Raw genomic sequence first — 21,993 nt, forward strand, 5'->3', positions numbered from 1 at the left:
ACCTAACTGGCATTACTTCTTAGCAGTTTTACCTTCTTTACGACGAACATATTCACCTTCATAACGAATACCTTTACCTTTGTAAGGCTCTGGTGGGCGAACGTCACGGATATTTGCAGCTAATGCACCTACACGCTCTTTATCGATACCTTTAATAACAATTTTAGTTTGAGAAGGAACCTCAACTTCGATACCTTGCTCTGGAGTGATTTCAACTGGATGAGAGTATCCAACACTCAATACTAATTTGCTACCAGATTTTTGCGCACGGTAACCAACACCGATTAATTCTAAACTACGTTCGAAACCATTTGTAACACCTTCAACCATGTTACCTAATAGGCTACGAGTAGTTCCGTGAAGAGCACGGTGCTCCTTGTTGTCGCTAGGACGAGTTACAACTAATACGTTATCTTCAACTTTGATTTCAATCTCAGGGTGGAATGTACGAGTCAATTCACCCTTTGGCCCTTTTACAGTTACAGTGTTGTTTTCATTTGTAACTGTAACACTTGCAGGAAGTTCTAAAGGCTTTTTACCAACACGTGACATAACTTACACCTCCATTCACTTTAAAAACTTATTACCAAACGTATGCTAATACTTCTCCACCTGTTTGTTTTTGACGAGCTTCTTTGTCAGTTAAAACACCTTGAGAAGTAGAAACGATTGCAATTCCTAAACCGTTAAGTACACGAGGTACTTCGTTTGTTTTTGCATAAACACGTAGACCAGGTTTACTGATACGTTTTAAGCCTGTAATTACACGTTCATTGTTTGCACCGTATTTTAAGAAGATACGGATGATACCTTGTTTGTTATCTTCGATGTATTCTACATCACGCACAAAACCCTCACGCTTAAGGATTTCTGCAATTTGCTTCTTAATGTTTGAAGCAGGAACTTCGATTTTTTCATGACGAACCATGTTCGCATTGCGGATACGAGTTAGTAAATCTGCAATAGGATCAGTCATTACCATATTAATTTACCTCCTTCCCAAACTTGGGTTTTACCAACTAGCTTTTTTAACACCAGGAATTTGACCTTTATAAGCAAGCTCACGGAAACAAATACGGCAAAGCTTGAATTTACGTAGTACTGAGTGTGGACGTCCACAACGTTCGCAACGTGTGTACTCTTGTACTTTGAACTTCTGCTGGCGTTTTTGCTTCGCAATCATTGATTTTTTAGCCACATTTTCGCCTCCTCTGCTTAACGTTGGCAGTTATTACTTCTGGAATGGCATACCGAACTGAGTTAAAAGCTCACGAGCTTCTTCATCAGTGTTTGCTGTTGTAACAATAACGATATCCATACCACGAACTTTGCTCACTTTATCATAATCGATCTCTGGGAAGATCAATTGCTCTTTAACACCTAATGTGTAGTTTCCACGACCATCAAATGCTTTTTTAGATACTCCACGGAAATCACGTACACGTGGAAGTGAAACTGAAACTAATTTATCGAAGAACTCATACATGCGCTCGCCGCGTAAAGTTACTTTAGCACCGATTGGCATACCTTCACGTAGACGGAAACCTGCAATAGATTTCTTAGCACGAGTTACGATAGGTTTTTGACCAGTGATTTCTGCTAATTCTTCAACAGCGTTATCTAAAGCTTTTGAGTTAGAAACAGCCTCACCGATACCCATGTTAATAACGATCTTTTCGATCTTTGGCACTTGCATTACAGATTCATAATTAAACTTGCTCACTAGAGCAGGTGTAATTTCTTTTATAAATTTCTCTTTAAGACGGTTCATGTGAACTATACCTCCCTTCACATTTCAATAATTATTTATCTAAAGTTTCACCAGATTTTTTTGCTACACGTACCTTTTTGCCGTCGATTACTTTGTAACCAACACGTGTTGGCTCACCAGATTTCGGATCTAATGGCATTACGTTAGATACGTGGATAGGTGCCTCTTGGCTAACGATTCCACCTTGTGGATTTACTTGAGAAGGTTTAGAGTGTTTTTTCACTACGTTTACGCCTTCTACAAGTACACGGTTTTTCTTTGGAAAAGCAGCAAGTACTTCGCCTTGTTTGCCTTTATCTTTACCAGAGATAACCACTACTTTGTCGCCCTTTTTTACATGCATCCTATTCGCACCTCCTTAAAAGGCATTTTGTTTTTATTCATTAATATATAATTAGATAACTTCTGGAGCTAAAGATACGATCTTCATGAAGTTGTTGTCACGTAATTCACGAGCAACTGGTCCAAAGATACGAGTACCACGTGGACTCTTATCGTCACGGATGATTACGCAAGCATTTTCGTCAAAACGGATATATGAACCGTCGTTACGACGAACACCGCGTTTTGTACGTACTACTACTGCTCTAACAACGTCACCTTTTTTAACAACGCCTCCTGGTGTTGCTTGTTTCACCGTACAAACGATAACATCACCAATATTAGCTGTCTTACGACCAGAACCACCTAATACTTTGATAGTAAGTACTTCACGCGCACCAGAGTTGTCTGCAACTTTTAAACGAGATTCTTGTTGAATCATGTACGAAACCTCCCTTCGGATGAATCATTCTTATCCGATCTGTCTTTCACTATTAGATAATAACAGCTTCTTCTACAACTTCTACTAGACGGAAACGTTTAGTAGCTGATAACGGACGAGTTTCCATGATTTTCACGATATCGCCCACTTTAGCTGTGTTATTCTCATCGTGAGCTTTGAACTTTTTCGAGTACTTTACACGTTTACCGTAAAGCGAATGCTTTTTATATGTTTCTACAAGAACAGTAACAGTCTTATCCATTTTGTCAGAAACTACGCGGCCAGTGTAAACTTTACGTTGATTGCGTTCACTCATTCTGAAAGCCTCCTCTCAGACTTATTATTTATTAGCAGCGATCTCTCTTTCACGAACTACAGTCTTCATGCGAGCAATCGCTTTGCGTACTTCGCGAATACGAGTAGTATTCTCTAATTGTCCAGTCGCTAATTGGAAACGAAGGTTGAATAACTCTTCTTTTAAAGCTTTAACTTTTTGTTCAATTTCGGCAGTGGTAAGGTCACGAATTTCATTAGCTTTCATTAGATTCACCACCAATTTCTTCACGTTTTACAAACTTACACTTTACTGGTAGCTTGTGAGCTGCTAAACGTAATGCTTCACGAGCAACTTCTTCAGATACACCTGAGATTTCAAACATTACTTTACCAGGCTTAACAACAGCTACCCAACCTTCCGGTGCACCTTTACCAGAACCCATGCGCACTTCTAGTGGTTTAGCAGTATAAGGTTTAGAAGGGAAAATTTTAATCCATACTTTACCGCCACGTTTCATGTAACGAGTCATAGCGATACGAGCAGATTCGATTTGACGGTTTGTAATCCAAGAAGCTTCTAAAGCTTGTAAACCGAACTCACCGAAGTGTACTTCAGTACCACCTTTTGCACGTCCTCGCATTTTTCCGCGGTGTTCGCGACGATATTTAACGCGTTTTGGCAATAACATTATTATTTTCCTCCTTCCTCAGATTTCTTTTTAGTAGGAAGGACTTCTCCACGATAGATCCATACTTTCACGCCAAGCTTACCGTAAGTTGTATCTGCTTCAGCATGAGCATAATCGATATCAGCGCGAAGTGTATGAAGTGGAACTGTACCTTCACTATAGTATTCAGAGCGAGCAATGTCAGCTCCGCCTAGACGACCAGATACCATTGTTTTGATACCTTGTGCACCAGCACGCATTGTGCGTTGAATTGATTGCTTTTGCGCACGACGGAATGATACACGATTTTCAAGTTGACGAGCGATGTTTTCAGCAACAAGCTTAGCATCTAAGTCAGCTCTTTTAATTTCTAAAATGTTGATGTGTACACGCTTGCCTGTTAATTGGTTAAGAGCTTTACGAAGTGCTTCAACTTCAGTACCACCTTTACCAATTACCATACCAGGTTTTGCAGTGTGGATCGTTACGTTTAAACGGTTAGCAGCACGTTCGATTTCTACTTTAGAAACAGCTGCATCGTTAAGACGTTTAGCGATATATTCACGTACTTTTAAGTCTTCATGTAATAAGTCAGCATAGTCTTTACCAGCGAACCATCTTGATTCCCAATCACGGATGATGCCGACGCGTAGACCAACTGGATTTACCTTTTGACCCATGAATTATCCCTCCTTCTTTTCTGATACCACGATTGTAATGTGGCTTGTGCGTTTGTTAATTTGGCTTGCACGACCTTGAGCACGTGGACGGAAACGTTTTAAAGTTGGACCTTCGTCAACAAAAACTTCAGAAACAACTAAGTTGTTAGCGTCCATTTCATAATTGTGTTCTGCATTGGCAATAGCAGATTTTAATAGTTTCTCAACAACCGGAGAAGCAGCCTTAGGCGTGTGAAGTAGCACTGCTAATGCTTCACCCACTTGCTTACCTCGAATTAAATCTACAACTAAACGAACTTTACGAGGAGCAATACGTACTGTTCTCGCAACAGCTTTAGCTTGCATTTAAAAGCCTCCTCTCATATTAGCGTCTTGTTTTCTTATCGTCACTTGCGTGACCTTTATAAGTACGAGTTGGTGCGAATTCACCAAGTTTATGACCTACCATATCTTCAGTTACATAAACAGGTACATGTTTACGACCGTCATATACAGCAATAGTGTGACCGATGAATTGAGGGAAAATAGTTGAACGACGAGACCAAGTCTTAACAACTTGTTTGCTGTCTGTTTCATTTAACTTCTCAATTTTATTAATTAAGTGTCCATCAACAAAAGGTCCTTTTTTTAAGCTGCGACCCATAAGTGAACCTCCCTTCGTGATTGTTCTACGGTTCGCTTGAACCGTAGCTCAATCCCGTTATTTTTTACGACGACGAACGATAAATTTATCGGATTTATTTTTCTTCTTACGAGTTTTAAATCCAAGTGTTGGTTTGCCCCACGGACTCATTGGAGACTTACGTCCGATAGGTGAACGTCCTTCACCACCACCGTGTGGGTGATCATTAGGGTTCATTACAGAACCACGAACAGTTGGACGGATACCTAACCAACGAGAACGACCAGCTTTACCAATGTTGATTAGTTCGTGTTGTTCATTACCTACTTGACCTACAGTAGCGCGGCAAGTAGCTAGGATCATGCGAACTTCACCAGAAGTTAAACGTACTAATACGTATTTACCTTCTTTACCAAGTACTTGTGCAGAAGCACCCGCTGAACGTACTAATTGTCCACCTTTACCTGGTTTTAATTCGATGTTGTGTACTACTGTACCAACAGGAATGTTTGCTAGTGGAAGAGCGTTACCTACTTTAATGTCAGCTTCAGTACCTGACATAACTTCCATACCTACTTTAAGGTTTTTAGGAGCAAGAATATAACGTTTTTCACCATCAGCATAATTGATTAATGCGATGTTTGCTGAACGGTTTGGATCATACTCGACTGTAGCAACGCGTCCAGGTATTCCATCTTTATCACGTTTAAAGTCGATGATACGGTATTGACGTTTGTGCCCACCACCTTGGTGACGAACAGTGATTTTACCTTGGTTGTTACGACCACCTTTGCGTGTAACAGGTGCAAGTAACGATTTTTCTGGTTTGTCAGTAGTGATTTCAGCGAAATCTGAAACCGACATACCACGACGACCATTTGAGGTTGGTTTGTACTTTTTAATCGCCATCTCAATTTCCCTCCTTCTCTATTAATCTTAAGCTTCGAAGAATTCGATTTCGTTGCTTTCTTGAGTTAGCGTTACTACCGCTTTACGACGACGGTTTGTAAGACCGCTATAACGACCTACACGTTTGAATTTACCTTTGTAGTTCATGACATTTACTTTTTCAACTTTTACGTCAAAGATTCTTTCGATCGCATCTTTAACTTCAGTTTTATTAGCTTTTACATCAACTTCAAAAGTGTATTTCTTCTCAGTCATTAAGTCTGTTGAACGTTCTGTAATTACGGGGCGCTTAATAATATCACGAGGATCTTTCATTATGCAAGCACCTCCTCTACTTTTTCAACTGCGTCTTTAGTGATTACAAGCTTATCGTGATTAACAACGTCTAATACGCTTAATCCGTTAGCTGTAACAACTGTTACACCAGGAATGTTACGTGCTGAAAGTGCAACATTTTCGTTAAGATCAGCAGTTACTACTAATGCTTTGCGCTCTACTGTTAGGTTTTTAAGAACTGCTACCATCTCTTTTGTTTTTGGAGCATCAAAAGATAAAGCTTCAAGTACAACAATGCTGTTATCTTGAACTTTTGTAGATAAAGCAGACTTAATAGCTAAACGACGAACTTTTTTAGGTAATTTGTAGCTATAGCTTCTTGGAACTGGACCAAATACTACGCCACCACCACGCCATTGTGGAGAACGGATAGATCCTTGACGTGCACGACCAGTACCTTTTTGACGCCATGGCTTACGACCACCACCACGTACTTCAGAACGATTTTTTACTTTAGAAGTACCTTGACGCATCGCTGCACGTTGCATGATGATTGCATCAAAAAGTACTTTGTTATTAGGTTCGATACCGAATACGGCATCTTGTAATTCGATTTCACCAACGTTTTTACCGTCTTGGTTAAACAATGCTACTTTTGGCATTGGTTATTCCTCCTTTCTCGAAGAATTATTATTTAGATTTAACCGCAGATTTCACAGTTACTAGAGATTTTCTAGCTCCTGGCACGTTACCTTTTACTAATAAAAGGTTGCGTTCTACATCAACTTTTACGATTGATAAGTTTTGAACTGTAATGCGCTCTCCACCCATGCGTCCTGGTAATAATTTACCTTTGAATACGCGGTTTGGAGCAACAGGACCCATTGAACCTGGGCGACGGTGGTAACGAGAACCGTGAGACATTGGTCCACGAGATTGTCCGTGGCGTTTAATAGCACCTTGGAAACCTTTACCTTTTGAAACTCCTGTTACATCGATTACATCGCCTTCTGCGAAAATATCAACCTTGACTTCTTGACCAACTTCATATTCTGAAGCGTTCACTCCGCGTAACTCACGGATGAAGCGCTTAGGAGCAGTATTAGCTTTAGAAGCGTGTCCTTTAGCAGGTTTGTTAGATACTTTCTCACGAATATCTTCAAAACCTAATTGGATTGCTTCGTAACTGTCTGTCTCAGCGTTTTTAACTTGAAGAACTACGTTTGGAGTAGCTTCAATTACTGTTACAGGGATTAAATCACCGTTTTCAGCGAATACTTGAGTCATACCGATCTTTCTTCCTAAGATTCCTTTGGCCATTAGTCACACCTCCTAAGTATGTCTTCATTCTTTATTTTAAATTAAAGTTTAATTTCGATATCTACACCAGATGGTAAATCTAAACGCATTAATGAATCAACAGTTTGTGGTGTTGGATTCACGATATCAATTAAGCGTTTATGCGTGCGCATTTCGAATTGCTCACGAGAATCTTTATATTTGTGCACAGCACGTAGAATTGTATAAACTGATTTCTCAGTTGGTAACGGAATCGGACCAGATACTGTAGCGCCAGAGCGTTTAGCAGTTTCTACGATTTTCTCAGCTGATTGATCAAGAATTCTGTGATCGTATGCTTTTAAACGAATGCGAATTTTTTCTTTTGCCATTATTTTCCCTCCTTTTTCGCCTATCTTTCTAAATAGACATTCTCCGCGGAAATTTCCCCACACTCGCCATGGCAAAGCGGCCGGGTGTGTCGGCAACCTTCCGCATCATCGCAGTCAAAGACCAACATTCTTATTGTACTAAAAATGGGTCGGTATTGCAACAGTCTTTTATATAAAATATAAAACTTTTTTCTGTTGCGCACTTTTTTCATTATATATAAAACAAATACACAATGCAAGTGTAATCATAAATTCTCTATTTACCTTTTATGACCAAAAAAAGAAGCAGGAAATCCTGCTTCTTTTTTAAAGAGTAAAAGATTACTCAGTGATTGTAGCTACAACGCCAGCGCCTACTGTACGTCCACCTTCACGGATTGAGAATTTAGTACCTTCTTCAATCGCGATTGGAGCAATAAGTTCAACAGTCATTTCGATGTTGTCGCCAGGCATTACCATTTCTACGCCTTCTGGTAAGTTACAAATACCAGTTACATCAGTTGTACGGAAGTAGAACTGAGGACGGTAGTTGCTGAAGAATGGAGTGTGACGTCCACCTTCTTCTTTAGAAAGAACGTATACTTCAGCTTTGAATTTAGTGTGTGGAGTGATTGTACCTGGTTTAGCTAGTACTTGTCCACGTTGGATATCTTCACGAGAAACACCGCGAAGTAAAGCACCGATGTTGTCACCAGCTTCAGCATAATCAAGAAGCTTACGGAACATTTCTACACCAGTTACAGTAGTAGATTTTGATTCTTCAGCTAAACCGATGATGTCTACAACGTCACCAACTTTAACTTGTCCACGCTCAACACGACCAGTAGCAACTGTACCACGACCAGTGATTGAGAATACGTCCTCAACTGGCATCATGAATGGTTTTTCAGTGTCACGCTCTGGAGTTGGGATGTACTCATCAACAGCGTCCATAAGCTCGATGATTTTAGCTTCCCAATCAGCATCTCCTTCAAGAGCTTTAAGAGCAGAACCTTTGATTACAGGTACATCGTCACCTGGGAAGTCGTATTCAGAAAGAAGGTCACGTACTTCCATTTCTACTAATTCAAGTAACTCTTCGTCGTCTACCATGTCACATTTGTTTAAGAATACAACTAGGTATGGAACACCTACTTGACGAGAAAGAAGGATGTGCTCACGAGTTTGTGGCATTGGGCCATCAGCAGCAGATACTACTAAGATACCGCCATCCATTTGTGCAGCACCAGTGATCATGTTTTTAACGTAGTCAGCATGTCCTGGGCAGTCAACGTGTGCATAGTGACGAGTGTCAGTTTCATACTCAACGTGTGCAGTTGAGATTGTGATTCCACGCTCGCGCTCTTCTGGAGCAGCGTCGATCATGTCATAAGCCATAGCTGCACCTTTACCGCTTTTCTTAGCAAGTACAGTAGTGATAGCAGCTGTTAAAGTTGTTTTACCATGGTCAACGTGACCAATTGTACCAATATTGGCATGTGTTTTTGAACGGTCGAATTTTTCTTTACCCATTCGTAACGCCTCCTTAATTTCTTATAATGTAAATTTATGAGGCCGTGAAAAGGAATCAACTCCACTTTCACAGCGTACATAAGTAGTTATACTTTAATAAAGAGTGAAAATCAATTATTCACCTTTATTTTTTTTAATAATTTCTTCTGAAATAGACTTTGGTACTTCTTCATAATGATCAAAGTGCATAGAGTAGTTTCCACGACCTTGAGTATTAGAACGTAATGCAGTTGCATAACCAAACATTTCAGAAAGTGGTACGAATGCGCGTACTACTTGAGCGTTTCCGCGAGCTTCCATACCTTCTACACGTCCACGACGAGAAGTGATGTCACCCATGATGTCACCTAAGTACTCATCAGGAATTACAACTTCAACTTTCATCATTGGCTCAAGAATAACTGGGTTACATTTTGAAACTGCGTTTTTAAGTGCCATAGAAGCAGCAATTTTAAACGCCATCTCACTTGAGTCAACGTCATGGTAAGAACCGTCTACTAAAGCAGCTTTAACATCGATTACTGGGTAACCTGCTAATACACCGTTTTGAAGTGCATCTTCAAGACCAGCTTGAACTGCAGGGATGTATTCACGTGGAACTACACCACCAACAATTTTGTTTTCGAATTCGAAGCCTTTACCTTCTTCGTTCGGTTCAAACTCAATCCAAACGTGACCGAATTGTCCACGACCACCAGATTGACGTGCAAATTTACCTTCAACTTTCGCAGAACCGCGGAAAGTTTCACGGTATGCTACTTGAGGAGCACCAACGTTAGCTTCTACTTTGAACTCGCGACGCATACGGTCAACGATGATATCTAAGTGAAGTTCACCCATACCAGAGATGATGATTTGACCAGTCTCTGTGTTAGTTTCCGCACGGAAAGTTGGATCTTCTTCTTGTAGTTTTTGAAGAGCAGTTGTCATCTTATCTTGGTCAGCTTTTGACTTAGGCTCAACAGATAATGAAATAACTGGCTCTGGGAACTCCATAGACTCAAGAATAACAAGATTCTTTTCATCACATAAAGTGTCACCAGTAGTAGTATCTTTCAAACCTACAGCAGCAGCGATATCTCCAGCATATACAGCTGAAATCTCTTCACGAGAGTTAGCATGCATTTGTAGGATACGTCCTACACGCTCACGCTTACCTTTTGTAGAGTTCTGTACATAAGAACCAGAGTTAAGAATTCCAGAATATACGCGGAAGAATGTTAATTTCCCTACGTATGGATCTGTCATTACTTTAAACGCTAAAGCTGAGAATGGAGCGTCGTCGCTAGATGGACGTACAACTTCTTCATCAGTATCAGGAGTGATACCTTTGATTGCTGGTACATCTGTTGGAGCTGGTAAGTAATCTATTACCGAGTTCAACATTAATTGTACACCTTTGTTTTTGAACGCTGATCCACAAAGAACTGGGAAGAATTCAACGTCACAAGTACCTTTACGGATAGCAGCTTTTAGTTCTTCAACGCTAAGCTCGCCTTCTTCAAGATACTTCATCATTAATTCTTCATCAAGTTCTGCAGCAGCTTCTACAAGTTTAGCATTATATTCTTCAGCTAATTCTTTGTATTCTTCTGGGATCTCAATTTCTTGAATATCAGTTCCTAGGTCATCACCGTAGTGGTAAGCTTTCATTTCCACTAAGTCAATGATTCCCGTGAATTGATCTTCAGCACCGATTGGCAATTGGATTGGGTGAGCATTTGCACCTAAACGATCATGAATCGTTTTAACAGAGTACAAGAAGTCAGCACCGATTTTATCCATTTTGTTTACGAATACTACACGCGGTACACCGTATGTAGTAGCCTGACGCCATACAGTTTCTGTTTGAGGCTCAACACCAGATTGAGCATCAAGAACTGCCACCGCACCATCAAGTACACGAAGTGAACGTTCAACTTCTACAGTGAAGTCTACGTGTCCAGGAGTATCGATGATGTTAACACGGTGACCTTTCCAAGAAGCAGTTGTTGCAGCAGACGTGATTGTAATACCACGCTCTTGCTCCTGCTCCATCCAGTCCATTTGGGAAGCTCCTTCATGAGTTTCACCAATTTTATGGATACGACCAGTATAATAAAGAACACGCTCAGTTGTTGTTGTTTTACCAGCATCAATATGAGCCATGATACCAATATTACGAGTGTTTTCTAAGGAGAACTCTCTTGCCATGTTAGGTATTTCTCCTTCCATATTATAATTAGTTTTTTTAATTGATTCGTTAAAAGATTACCAACGGTAGTGAGCAAACGCTTTGTTCGCTTCTGCCATTTTATGAGTATCTTCACGTTTCTTAACTGCAGCACCAGTGTTGTTAGCTGCGTCAAGGATTTCGTTAGCTAAACGCTCTTCCATCGTTTTTTCTCCACGAAGACGAGCATAGTTTACTAACCAACGAAGACCTAGAGTTGTACGACGTTCTGGACGTACTTCTACAGGAACTTGGTAGTTAGAACCCCCTACACGGCGTGCTCTAACTTCTAATACAGGCATGATGTTTTTAAGAGCTTGGTCGAATACTTCCATAGCTTCTTTACCACTGCGCTCTTGTACTAGATCGAATGCTCTATAAAGAATAGCTTGTGATTTACCGCGCTTTCCATCAAGCATCATTTTGTTGATTAAGCGTGATACAAGCTTTGAATTGTAAATTGGATCTGGTAATACGTCTCTCTTTGCAACAGGACCCTTACGTGGCATTCTAATTTCCTCCTTTCACTTATGAGAATAATTCTATTTGTTGTTTATATTATTTTTTAGCTGCTTTTGGTCGCTTAGTACCATATTTAGAACGACCTTGCATACGGCCATCCACACCAGCAGTATCTAACGCACCACGTACGATATGGTAACGTACCCCTGGTAAATCTTTTACACGTCCACCGCGGATAAGTACCACGCTGTGTTCTTGTAAGTTGTGACCAATACCTGGGATATAAGCAGTAACCTCGATACCGTTAGTTAAACGTACACGAGCATATTTACGAAGAGCCGAGTTCGGTTTCTTCGGTGTCATAGTACCCACACGTGTACATACACCACGTTTTTGTGGAGAAGATTGGTTAGTTTGAGCTTTTTTAAAGCTGTTGTAACCTTTGTTTAAAGCAGGTGAGTCAGATTTTTGAACCTTGCTCACACGACCTTTACGGATTAGTTGATTAATAGTAGGCATTTAAATTTCCTCCTTTCAGCTTTTGTAAGACCACACATCCAGGTGGTTCATTTTTTAGCAAAAAACAAAGTTTTTGAACACTAGTTCAAAAACGTGTTAACTAATAATTGCAACAGCTGCCGCATTTACTTCTATTCCACAAGCTTTTCCAAGCTCTTTCATAGAGTTAACAAAACTGTAAGGGGTGTTTTCTTGCACAGCAACTTTCACTACCAAGTCGGTAATGTAGGTGTCTGCATTATCCGCAAGTATAACTTCCTTTACAATTCCTTTTTTTAAAGCTTTCACTGTCTGCTTAGTTCCTACAATAATATGATCAGCCTGTGATACTTTTTCATAAGACATTATCATATCCTCCAAAGCAACAGGTAGTTTATAGGAGCACCTTTGATATAGTATCATTCCCTAGAATGGATGTCAACTGCACGATGCAGTTTTTTTAAAAAAACATCCATTCTAGAAAAATGACTACTTATTAATCGATTGTTACTGGCTCTTCAACCTGATTTTTAACTGGTTCAGCATTACGATATCTATTCATACCAGTACCAGCAGGAACAAGTTTACCAATAATAACGTTCTCTTTAAGACCTAATAGTTCATCACGTTTTCCTTTAATAGCTGCATCTGTAAGAACACGAGTAGTTTCTTGGAATGATGCTGCTGATAAGAAGGAATCTGTTTCAAGAGATGCTTTTGTGATACCAAGTAGTACAGGTCGACCAGTAGCTGGACGATTGCCCTCTAGTAACACTTTTTCGTTAGCATCAGTGAATTGGTGAATATCTAATAGTGAACCTGGTAATACATCTGTATCTCCAGAATCCATTACTCTCACTTTACGAAGCATTTGGCGTACCATTACTTCAACGTGCTTATCACCAATTTCTACCCCTTGCATACGGTATACTTTTTGTACTTCACGTAGCAGGTATTCTTGAACAGCAGTGATATCTTTTACTTTTAATAACTCTTTCGGATCAATTGAACCTTCTGTTAACTCTTGACCACGAGCAATCTCTTGGCCTTCAGCTACCTTCAAGCGTGCACTGTAAGGAGCTGTGTAAGAGCGTGTTTCAATGTCACCTTGAACTGTAATTTCATGCTGACGGTCACGTCCTTCAGTAATTGAAGTAACGGTACCTTCGATTTCTGAAATAACAGCTTGGCCTTTAGGGTTACGAGCTTCAAAGATCTCTTGGATACGAGGTAAACCTTGAGTGATGTCATCTCCGGCAACCCCACCAGTATGGAATGTACGCATCGTTAACTGTGTACCTGGCTCACCGATTGATTGAGCAGCGATAATACCAACTGCTTCACCAACTTCAACTTCTGAACCAGTTGCCAAGTTACGTCCGTAACATTTTTTACATACTCCATGACGAGTGTTACAAGTAAACGCAGAACGAATCCATACTTCTTCAACACCAGCACTTACAATTTCTTCAGCTAGATCTTCTGTAATTAATTCATTTTCTGCTACAAGTACTTCGTTTGTTTCTGGATGAACAACAGTTTTACGTGCATAACGTCCAATTAGACGCTCATCCAGCTTTTCGATTTCCTCCGTGCCTTCTTTGATTGCAACAGCCAAGATTCCTCGGTCTGTACCGCAATCATCATCACGAACGATAACATCTTGAGCCACATCAACAAGACGGCGAGTAAGATAACCTGAGTCAGCTGTTTTAAGAGCTGTATCAGCAAGACCTTTACGCGCACCATGAGTAGAAATAAAGTATTCTAATACTGTTAAACCTTCACGGAAACTTGATTTGATTGGTAACTCGATGATACGTCCAGACGGGTTAGCCATCAGACCACGCATACCAGCAAGCTGCGTGAAGTTAGATGCGTTACCACGGGCACCAGAGTCACTCATCATAAAGATTGGATTTCGTTTATCTAAGGATTCCATCAGCTTACCTTGGATAACGTCTTTCGCACTACTCCAAATTGAGATTACGCGATCATAACGCTCATCTTCAGTAATTAAACCACGACGGAATTGTTTTAGAACATTATCTACTTTAGCTTGCGCTTCTTGTAAGATAACTTCTTTTTCACCTAATACAACGATATCTGCTACACCAACTGTAATACCAGCTTTAGTAGAATATTTGAAACCTAAGTCTTTCATGCGATCAAGCATTTTAGACGTTTCAGTAATCTTAAAGCGTTTGAATACTTCAGCAATGATATTACCTAAGATTTTTTTCTTAAATGGTGCAATTGCAGGTTGATTTTTAATGAATTCTTTTACGTCAGCACCTTTTTCAACAAAGTATTTATCCGGTGTCTTAACTTCAAGGTTTTCTCTTGTTGGTTCGTTAATATACGGGAATGATTCCGGTAAGATTTCGTTAAATACAAGCTTACCTACAGTCGTCACTAACAATTGTTGATTTTGTGCTTCAGTAAATGTTTGGTTATTTAAAGAACCAGCGTATACACCAACACGAGTATGTAAATGTACATATCCGTTTTGGTATGCCAGCAACGCCTCATTTGTATCTTTAAATACCATACCTTCACCCACTGCGTCTTCACGCTCAAGTGTTAAGTAGTAGTTACCTAATACCATATCTTGAGATGGTGTAACAACTGGTTTACCATCTTTTGGATTCAGGATGTTTTGCGCTGCTAACATTAAGATGCGCGCTTCTGCTTGTGCTTCTGCAGATAACGGTACGTGAACGGCCATTTGGTCACCATCAAAGTCCGCATTGTATGCTGTACATACAAGTGGATGTAGACGGATTGCACGACCTTCTACTAATGTAGGTTCAAACGCTTGGATACCAAGTCTGTGAAGTGTAGGTGCACGGTTTAACAGAACTGGATGCTCTTTAATAACCGATTCTAATACGTCCCATACTTCAGGTTGAACGCGCTCGATTTTACGTTTCGCACTCTTGATGTTATGAGCTAAACCACGCTCAACTAACTCTTTCATAACAAACGGCTTAAATAGTTCTAACGCCATTTCTTTTGGTAAACCACATTGGTACATCTTTAAGTTCGGTCCTACAACGATTACAGAACGCCCAGAGTAGTCAACACGTTTACCAAGTAAGTTTTGACGGAAGCGTCCTTGCTTACCTTTTAACATATGTGAAAGAGATTTTAACGGACGGTTACCAGGACCTGTTACAGGGCGCCCACGACGACCGTTATCGATTAAAGCATCTACAGCTTCTTGAAGCATACGCTTTTCGTTTTGAACGATAATGCTAGGAGCTCCAAGATCTAGTAAACGTTTTAAGCGGTTGTTACGGTTAATTACACGACGATATAAATCATTTAGGTCAGAAGTTGCAAAACGCCCACCATCTAATTGAACCATTGGACGAAGTTCCGGTGGGATAACCGGTAAAACATCTAAGATCATCCAAGAAGGCTCATTACCAGAGTGACGGAAAGCTTCCAACACTTCTAAACGCTTAATTGCACGTGTACGACGTTGACCTTGAGCAGTTTTAAGCTCTTCTTTTAGAGCATCTACTTCTTTGTCAAGATCGATGTCTTGTAATAATTTCTTAACAGCTTCCGCACCCATCGCCGCATGGAAAGTTTTTCCATACTTTTCACGATATGCACGATATTCTTTTTCAGATAATAGCTGTTTCTTTTCAAGCGGTGTATCACCAGCATCTGTTACAACATATGAAGCAAAATAGATAATTTCCTCTAGCGCACGAGGGGACATGTCTAAGACAAGTCCCATGCGGCTAGGGATACCTTTGAAGTACCAAATATGTGAAACAGGTGCAGCTAGTTCAATATGTCCCATACGTTCACGACGTACTTTTGCTCTTGTTACTTCTACTCCACAGCGGTCACATACTACGCCTTTGTAACGAACGCGTTTGTATTTACCACAGTGGCACTCCCAGTCCTTTTGTGGACCAAAGATGCGCTCACAAAACAAACCATCTTTTTCAGGTTTTAATGTACGATAGTTGATCGTTTCCGGTTTTTTTACCTCACCGTATGACCAAGAGCGAATTTTATCTGGCGAAGCTAGACCAATTTTCATATACTCAAAGTTATTTACATCTAGCAAGGAGCCTACCTCCCTTTTAATCTACAGGTTTTTTCCCTTAACGTGCGTATACTTTTATATGAAAGTAATTCCTTACTCTTTGATAACAGGGTCTTTTTGACCTTCAGAAATTCCTTCTGGTTCTATATCAGACATAATAGATTCGGATTGTTGTTCTTGATCATCCTCTGAATCTACAATGTCAATCTCTTGCTCATCAGCTGAAAGCATTTTTACATCCATACCTAAACTTTGTAATTCTTTAATTAATACTTTGAATGATTCAGGTATACCTGGCTCTGGAATATTTTCGCCTTTTACGATGGCTTCATATGTTTTCACACGACCAACAACATCATCCGACTTCACAGTTAGAATCTCTTGTAGCGTATAAGCAGCACCGTATGCTTCCAGCGCCCATACTTCCATCTCTCCAAAACGTTGTCCACCAAATTGCGCTTTACCACCTAATGGCTGTTGGGTAACAAGTGAATATGGTCCAGTAGAACGTGCGTGAAGCTTATCGTCTACCATGTGAGCAAGTTTAATCATGTACATAATACCTACTGATACACGATTATCGAAAGGTTCACCTGTACGACCATCGTATAATACAGTTTTCGCATCACGTGACATGCCTGCCTCTTCAATCGTCGCCCAAACATCTTCTTCACGAGCACCATCAAATACTGGAGATGCAACATGAATTCCAAGTTTACGAGCCGCCATACCTAAATGAAGCTCTAATACTTGCCCAATGTTCATACGAGAAGGTACCCCTAGTGGGTTTAACATGATATCGATTGGGGTTCCATCTGGTAAGTAAGGCATATCTTCCTCTGGTAAAATACGCGAGATTACACCTTTGTTACCGTGACGACCGGCCATTTTGTCACCTTCAGAAATTTTACGCTTCTGAACGATATACACGCGAACAAGTTGGTTTACACCTGGTGGTAACTCATCGCCATCTTCACGATTGAAGACTTTAACATCAAGGATAATTCCGCCTCCACCATGTGGTACACGTAATGAAGTATCGCGAACCTCACGTGCTTTTTCACCAAAGATTGCATGTAATAAGCGCTCTTCAGCTGTTAGTTCCGTAACACCTTTAGGCGTTACTTTACCAACTAAAAGATCACCATCTTTAACTTCGGCACCAATGCGAATGATACCACGCTCATCTAGGTTACGAAGAGCATCTTCACCCACGTTTGGAATATCACGTGTAATTTCTTCTGGTCCTAGTTTCGTATCACGAGACTCAGACTCATATTCTTCAATATGAACAGAAGTATATACATCGTCTTTTACAAGACGTTCACTCATGATAATAGCATCCTCATAGTTATATCCGTCCCAAGTCATGAAACCTACTAAAACGTTACGTCCTAATGCAAGCTCTCCTTTTTCCATAGAAGGGCCGTCAGCTAGGATTTCACCTTTTACAACTTCATCACCAACTGAAACAATTGGACGCTGGTTGTAGCAAGTACCTTGGTTCGAACGAACAAACTTAAGAAGCTTGTATTTATCTAAGTTACCTTTAACTTTTTGCCCGTCTACCTCTTCATAACGACGAACAAAAACTTGTTTTGCTTCCACGCGCTCAACAACACCAGGGTGCTTACAGATAACTGCAGCTCCTGAGTCTTTACCAGATACATATTCCATACCTGTTCCAACAAGTGGCGCTTCTGGGTTTAACAACGGTACTGCTTGACGTTGCATGTTGGCACCCATTAATGCACGGTTTGAGTCATCATTCTCTAAGAATGGAATACAAGCTGTTGCCGCGGATACTACTTGCTTTGGTGATACGTCCATGTAATCTAAACGATCACGACGGATAACTGTATTTTCACCACGGAAACGGGCTACAACATTTTCATCTAAGAAAGAACCATCTTCACCTAAGCGCGCATTCGCTTGAGCAACTACATAGTTATCTTCTTCATCAGCAGTTAAGTAATCAATTCTCGACGTAACTTTACCTGTTTCAGGATCAATACGACGATATGGCGTTTCAATAAAGCCGAATTTATTTACTTTTGCATAAGAAGATAATGAGTTAATTAACCCAATGTTTGGTCCCTCAGGCGTTTCGATTGGACACATACGACCATAGTGAGAGTAGTGAACGTCACGAACTTCGAATCCAGCACGCTCACGAGTCAAACCACCTGGTCCTAATGCAGACAGACGGCGCTTATGTGTCAATTCAGCTAACGGGTTTGTTTGGTCCATGAACTGAGAAAGCTGAGAGCTACCAAAGAATTCTTTAATAGCAGCAATTACAGGGCGAATATTGATTAACTGTTGAGGAGTAATTGTGTTCGTGTCTTGAATAGACATTCTCTCACGCACAACACGCTCCATACGAGATAAACCAATACGGAATTGGTTTTGCAACAATTCCCCTACAGAACGAAGACGACGATTTCCTAAATGGTCGATATCATCTGTATCCCCTACTTGGTGAAGTAAATTAAAGAAGTAGCTAATTGATGCTAGAATATCAGCCGGTGTAATATTCTTTACTTCTTCTGTCACGTAAGCATTACCGGAAACTGTAATAACTTTCTCTCCATCCGGATCGTTTGGAGCATAAATCTTGATAGATTGTAACGTGACATTGTCTTCTAAAACTCCGCCAACTGGGCTATAAGTTTTGAAGTTTACTCCACTTTCAAGCATTGGAATTAAGCGATCTAATGTACGACGATCAATCATTGCACCTTTTTCAGCAATAATTTCACCCGTTTCATGATCAACTAATGTTTCTGCTAATTTTTGATTAAACAAACGATGTTTAATATGAAGCTTTTTATTAATCTTGTAACGACCAACGTTTGCTAAATCATAGCGCTTTGGATCAAAGAATCGAGATACAAGCAATGATTTTGCATTTTCTACAGTTGGTGGCTCACCTGGACGTAAGCGCTCATAGATTTCTAGTAGCGCTTTTTCTGTACTTTCCGTGTTATCTTTTTCAAGCGTGTTACGGATGTACTCATTATCTCCAATTAGATCAATAATCTCTTGGTCTGAACCAAAACCTAACGCACGTAACAGTACTGATACTGGAAGTTTACGAGTACGATCAATACGCACATAAACGACGTCTTTTGCATCAGTTTCATATTCTAACCATGCTCCACGGTTTGGAATAACAGTAGCTGTATATCCCTTTTTACCATTTTTATCTACTTTTCCACTGTAGTAGACGCTTGGTGAACGTACCAATTGTGATACGATAACGCGCTCAGCACCGTTAATAACAAACGTACCAGTTTCCGTCATCAATGGGAAATCACCCATAAACACATCTTGGTCTTTTACTTCACCTGTTTCTTTATTAATTAAACGCACCTTAACACGAAGAGGTGCTGCATAAGTTACATCACGTTCTTTAGACTCTTCTACTGAATACTTTGGCTCACCTAAGCTGTAGTCAATAAATTCTAGTGATAAATTACCAGTAAAATCATCGATTGGAGAAATATCCTGGAACATTTCTCGTAATCCTTCATCTAAAAACCATTGGTATGAAGCCGTTTGAATCTCGATTAAGTTTGGTAATTCTAGAACCTCACTGATACGAGCATAACTTCTGCGCTGGCGGTGGCGTCCATACTGAACTAGTTGACCTGTCAACTGATTCACCCCTCAAATCAAGCGTTATTATTCAAGACATATAATAAACTATTGTTTATTATTGAACAAAAGAAAAATGGTTTCTTTAAATAGAAAACCACAATTTCATAAAACGTACTATTGATTTTATTAGTTTTCCCATACATTCTCAAATTATACGTGCAATTTTATGTATAACAGAGGCCTATATGGAATATTTATATATTGGCATTTTATAATGCTAACATACTAAAAAATATTAGTCAACATTTTTTAGCACGTATGATATAATAGCCTTTTTTCTTTTCTACTACCTCTACTTCTTCAAATAGAGACTCTAGTTTCATTAAAGCGGAAGGAGCTCCCTGTTTCTTTTGAATCACGACCCATAATTCACCTTGTTCAACGAGATGGCTATATGCCCCTTCAAGAATTTCGTGTACAATTTTTTTACCAGCACGAATTGGTGGGTTCGTAAGAATAGTAGAGAAATGATCAATTTTCACATTACTATAGCAAAAGCTCTGATAAATTTGAACATTATCAATCCCATTAGCTTTTGCATTCTTTTCTGATAAAGCTAATGCGCGCTCGTTAACATCAACCATATGCACTTGCTCATCCGGATGAAGTTTAGCCATCGCTAAACCGATAGGACCATATCCACAGCCGACGTCTAGAATAGGACCTTTTACGTTATTAACCTCAAAGCTGTCAATTAGCACTCGAGAACCAAAATCAACTTCTTTTTTAGAGAAAACACCATGATCGCTAGTGAAACGAAAAGATTGTCCTCGAAGTTCAAACGAAAATGTCTCTTCATTACTGCTAGCCGATGGTGTGTTTGAAAAATAGTGTTCTGTCAACTGAACTCCTCCTTCTAAAAGGCATCCTCTAATACTATAAACGAATAGAGAAACAGAAGCAAAAAAGCTCGCTTGAATAAGCGAGCTTTTTCATATCAAATGTTAAGTAATAATTACTTAACTTCTACAGAAGCGCCAACTTCTTCAAGTTTAGCTTTTGCTTCTTCAGCTTCTTCTTTAGAAATACCTTCTTTAAGAGCTTTTGGAGCGTTATCAACGATTTCTTTAGCTTCTTTTAAGCCAAGACCAGTGATTTCACGTACTACTTTGATAACTTTGATTTTTTGGCCGCCAGCACTTTCAAGTACTAGGTCAAATTCAGTTTTCTCAGCAGCAGCTTCACCAGCAGCACCGCCAGCTACAGCTACAGGAGCAGCAGCAGTTACGCCAAATTCTTCTTCAATTGCTTTTACTAAATCGTTAAGTTCTAAAACAGTCATATTTTTAACTGCTTCAATGATTTGTTCTTGAGTCATTGTTAATTTCCTCCTTGTGATTGTGTTATATATAACAGACTAAATTATGCACCTTGTTCTTCTTTTTGATCTGCCACAGCTTTTGTAGCAAGAGCAAGGTTGCGGATTGGAGCTTGAAGAACGCTAAGTAACATAGAAAGTAAGCCTTCGCGAGATGGAAGTTCAGCAATAGCTTTAATTTCATCAACAGTTGCTACATTACCTTCGATAACACCAGCTTTAATTTCTAACGCTTCGTGTTCTTTAGCGAAGCTGTTAAGAATTTTAGCTGGAGCAACAACGTCTTCTCCACCAAATGCAATTGCGTTTGGACCAACTAGCGCTTCGTTAAGGCTGTTTAGTTCAACCTTTTCTACAGCACGGCGAGTTAAAGTGTTTTTGTATACTTTGAACTCAATTCCCGCGTCACGTAATTGCTTACGAAGTTCAGTTACTTCAGCAACATTTAACCCACGGTAGTCAACTACGATTGCTGATCCACTTGCTTTAAGCTTATCAGCAATTTCATCAACAACTTGTTTCTTTTGTTCAATTACGTTGCTCATTTTTACACCTCCTGTAGATTTCCTTCCGTACACTCATACAAGGTGCAAATAAAACACCTCCATGACAACTAAGACATGG

Annotated in this window: 27 protein-coding genes and 1 other annotated feature (1 of these 28 only partly in view); all 27 genes read right to left on the minus strand. The window is 39.9% G+C overall.

Annotated elements, in window-relative coordinates:
• Positions 1-12 precede the first annotated feature (12 nt).
• Positions 13-552, minus strand: coding sequence for a 50S ribosomal protein L6 (rplF, locus tag AC1UFB_RS18500; RefSeq protein WP_482589697.1), 540 nt, complete (start codon positions 550-552; stop codon positions 13-15).
• A gap of 31 nt (positions 553-583) precedes the next feature.
• Positions 584-982, minus strand: coding sequence for a 30S ribosomal protein S8 (gene rpsH, locus AC1UFB_RS18505; RefSeq protein WP_025909739.1), 399 nt, complete (start codon positions 980-982; stop codon positions 584-586).
• Between the two features lie 30 nt (positions 983-1,012).
• Positions 1,013-1,198 carry a type Z 30S ribosomal protein S14 gene (locus AC1UFB_RS18510; RefSeq protein WP_025909738.1) on the minus strand — a complete coding sequence of 62 codons (186 nt, stop codon included), beginning with the start codon at positions 1,196-1,198 and terminating at the stop codon, positions 1,013-1,015.
• A 33-nt stretch (positions 1,199-1,231) separates the two neighbouring features.
• Positions 1,232-1,771, minus strand: coding sequence for a 50S ribosomal protein L5 (gene rplE / locus AC1UFB_RS18515; RefSeq protein ID WP_062686841.1), 540 nt, complete (start codon positions 1,769-1,771; stop codon positions 1,232-1,234).
• Positions 1,772-1,802: 31 nt separating this feature from the next.
• A complete protein-coding gene (rplX, locus tag AC1UFB_RS18520; protein ID WP_025909736.1) occupies positions 1,803-2,114 on the minus strand; it encodes a 50S ribosomal protein L24 in 312 nt (103 codons plus the stop codon).
• 51 nt (positions 2,115-2,165) lie between these two features.
• Positions 2,166-2,534, minus strand: a complete 369-nt coding sequence (gene rplN, locus AC1UFB_RS18525; protein WP_025909735.1) for a 50S ribosomal protein L14 — start codon at positions 2,532-2,534, stop codon at positions 2,166-2,168.
• A gap of 52 nt (positions 2,535-2,586) precedes the next feature.
• On the minus strand, positions 2,587-2,850 hold the full coding sequence (rpsQ, locus tag AC1UFB_RS18530) for a 30S ribosomal protein S17 (RefSeq protein WP_025909734.1): 264 nt from the start codon (positions 2,848-2,850) through the stop codon (positions 2,587-2,589).
• Positions 2,851-2,874: 24 nt separating this feature from the next.
• Positions 2,875-3,075, minus strand: a complete 201-nt coding sequence (gene rpmC, locus AC1UFB_RS18535) for a 50S ribosomal protein L29 (RefSeq protein ID WP_025909733.1) — start codon at positions 3,073-3,075, stop codon at positions 2,875-2,877.
• The gene (rplP, locus tag AC1UFB_RS18540) at positions 3,065-3,499 is read right to left on the minus strand and encodes a 50S ribosomal protein L16 (protein WP_025909732.1); all 435 of its coding nucleotides are present in this window, start codon (positions 3,497-3,499) and stop codon (positions 3,065-3,067) included. Before rplP ends, rpmC begins: the two co-directional genes overlap by 11 nt.
• Before the next feature lie 2 nt (positions 3,500-3,501).
• On the minus strand, positions 3,502-4,158 hold the full coding sequence (gene rpsC / locus AC1UFB_RS18545) for a 30S ribosomal protein S3 (protein ID WP_025909731.1): 657 nt from the start codon (positions 4,156-4,158) through the stop codon (positions 3,502-3,504).
• A 3-nt stretch (positions 4,159-4,161) separates the two neighbouring features.
• Positions 4,162-4,503, minus strand: coding sequence for a 50S ribosomal protein L22 (gene rplV, locus AC1UFB_RS18550; RefSeq protein WP_025909730.1), 342 nt, complete (start codon positions 4,501-4,503; stop codon positions 4,162-4,164).
• A 19-nt stretch (positions 4,504-4,522) separates the two neighbouring features.
• The gene (gene rpsS, locus AC1UFB_RS18555) at positions 4,523-4,801 is read right to left on the minus strand and encodes a 30S ribosomal protein S19 (RefSeq protein ID WP_025909729.1); all 279 of its coding nucleotides are present in this window, start codon (positions 4,799-4,801) and stop codon (positions 4,523-4,525) included.
• A gap of 57 nt (positions 4,802-4,858) precedes the next feature.
• Entirely contained in the window at positions 4,859-5,689 is an 831-nt protein-coding gene (rplB, locus tag AC1UFB_RS18560; RefSeq protein ID WP_025909728.1) for a 50S ribosomal protein L2, read from the minus strand.
• 27 nt (positions 5,690-5,716) lie between these two features.
• Positions 5,717-6,004 carry a 50S ribosomal protein L23 gene (gene rplW, locus AC1UFB_RS18565; RefSeq protein ID WP_025909727.1) on the minus strand — a complete coding sequence of 96 codons (288 nt, stop codon included), beginning with the start codon at positions 6,002-6,004 and terminating at the stop codon, positions 5,717-5,719.
• Positions 6,004-6,627: a 50S ribosomal protein L4 gene (gene rplD / locus AC1UFB_RS18570; RefSeq protein ID WP_025909726.1), complete on the minus strand. Its 624-nt coding sequence runs from the start codon at positions 6,625-6,627 to the stop codon at positions 6,004-6,006. The genes rplW and rplD overlap by 1 nt, the downstream gene beginning before the upstream one ends.
• Positions 6,628-6,655: 28 nt before the next feature.
• On the minus strand, positions 6,656-7,285 hold the full coding sequence (rplC, locus tag AC1UFB_RS18575; protein ID WP_100346484.1) for a 50S ribosomal protein L3: 630 nt from the start codon (positions 7,283-7,285) through the stop codon (positions 6,656-6,658).
• Positions 7,286-7,326: 41 nt separating this feature from the next.
• Positions 7,327-7,635, minus strand: coding sequence for a 30S ribosomal protein S10 (rpsJ, locus tag AC1UFB_RS18580; RefSeq protein WP_061784777.1), 309 nt, complete (start codon positions 7,633-7,635; stop codon positions 7,327-7,329).
• Positions 7,636-7,956: 321 nt separating this feature from the next.
• A complete protein-coding gene (gene tuf, locus AC1UFB_RS18585) occupies positions 7,957-9,147 on the minus strand; it encodes an elongation factor Tu (RefSeq protein ID WP_025909723.1) in 1,191 nt (396 codons plus the stop codon).
• A gap of 114 nt (positions 9,148-9,261) precedes the next feature.
• Positions 9,262-11,340: an elongation factor G gene (gene fusA, locus AC1UFB_RS18590; protein WP_100346485.1), complete on the minus strand. Its 2,079-nt coding sequence runs from the start codon at positions 11,338-11,340 to the stop codon at positions 9,262-9,264.
• 57 nt (positions 11,341-11,397) lie between these two features.
• A complete protein-coding gene (gene rpsG, locus AC1UFB_RS18595) occupies positions 11,398-11,868 on the minus strand; it encodes a 30S ribosomal protein S7 (protein WP_013054923.1) in 471 nt (156 codons plus the stop codon).
• Positions 11,869-11,917: 49 nt separating this feature from the next.
• The gene (rpsL, locus tag AC1UFB_RS18600; RefSeq protein WP_025909721.1) at positions 11,918-12,340 is read right to left on the minus strand and encodes a 30S ribosomal protein S12; all 423 of its coding nucleotides are present in this window, start codon (positions 12,338-12,340) and stop codon (positions 11,918-11,920) included.
• Between the two features lie 96 nt (positions 12,341-12,436).
• Positions 12,437-12,685 (minus strand): 50S ribosomal protein L7ae-like protein, encoded by a 249-nt coding sequence (locus AC1UFB_RS18605; protein WP_482589704.1) that lies wholly within the window; start codon positions 12,683-12,685, stop codon positions 12,437-12,439.
• 130 nt (positions 12,686-12,815) lie between these two features.
• Positions 12,816-16,409 (minus strand): DNA-directed RNA polymerase subunit beta', encoded by a 3,594-nt coding sequence (gene rpoC / locus AC1UFB_RS18610; RefSeq protein WP_100346486.1) that lies wholly within the window; start codon positions 16,407-16,409, stop codon positions 12,816-12,818.
• Positions 16,410-16,481: 72 nt separating this feature from the next.
• Complete coding sequence (rpoB, locus tag AC1UFB_RS18615; protein WP_025909718.1) at positions 16,482-20,048, minus strand: DNA-directed RNA polymerase subunit beta; 3,567 nt, start codon at positions 20,046-20,048, stop codon at positions 16,482-16,484.
• A gap of 242 nt (positions 20,049-20,290) precedes the next feature.
• Positions 20,291-20,893 (minus strand): class I SAM-dependent methyltransferase, encoded by a 603-nt coding sequence (locus AC1UFB_RS18620; RefSeq protein WP_076513613.1) that lies wholly within the window; start codon positions 20,891-20,893, stop codon positions 20,291-20,293.
• A gap of 113 nt (positions 20,894-21,006) precedes the next feature.
• Positions 21,007-21,369 (minus strand): 50S ribosomal protein L7/L12, encoded by a 363-nt coding sequence (rplL, locus tag AC1UFB_RS18625; protein WP_013054917.1) that lies wholly within the window; start codon positions 21,367-21,369, stop codon positions 21,007-21,009.
• 44 nt (positions 21,370-21,413) lie between these two features.
• The gene (rplJ, locus tag AC1UFB_RS18630) at positions 21,414-21,914 is read right to left on the minus strand and encodes a 50S ribosomal protein L10 (RefSeq protein WP_100346487.1); all 501 of its coding nucleotides are present in this window, start codon (positions 21,912-21,914) and stop codon (positions 21,414-21,416) included.
• A 41-nt stretch (positions 21,915-21,955) separates the two neighbouring features.
• Positions 21,956-21,993 (minus strand) — a sequence feature (ribosomal protein L10 leader region); it runs 104 nt beyond the window's last position.

The sequence above is a fragment of the Priestia sp. KCTC 13724 genome, assembly GCF_056820425.1.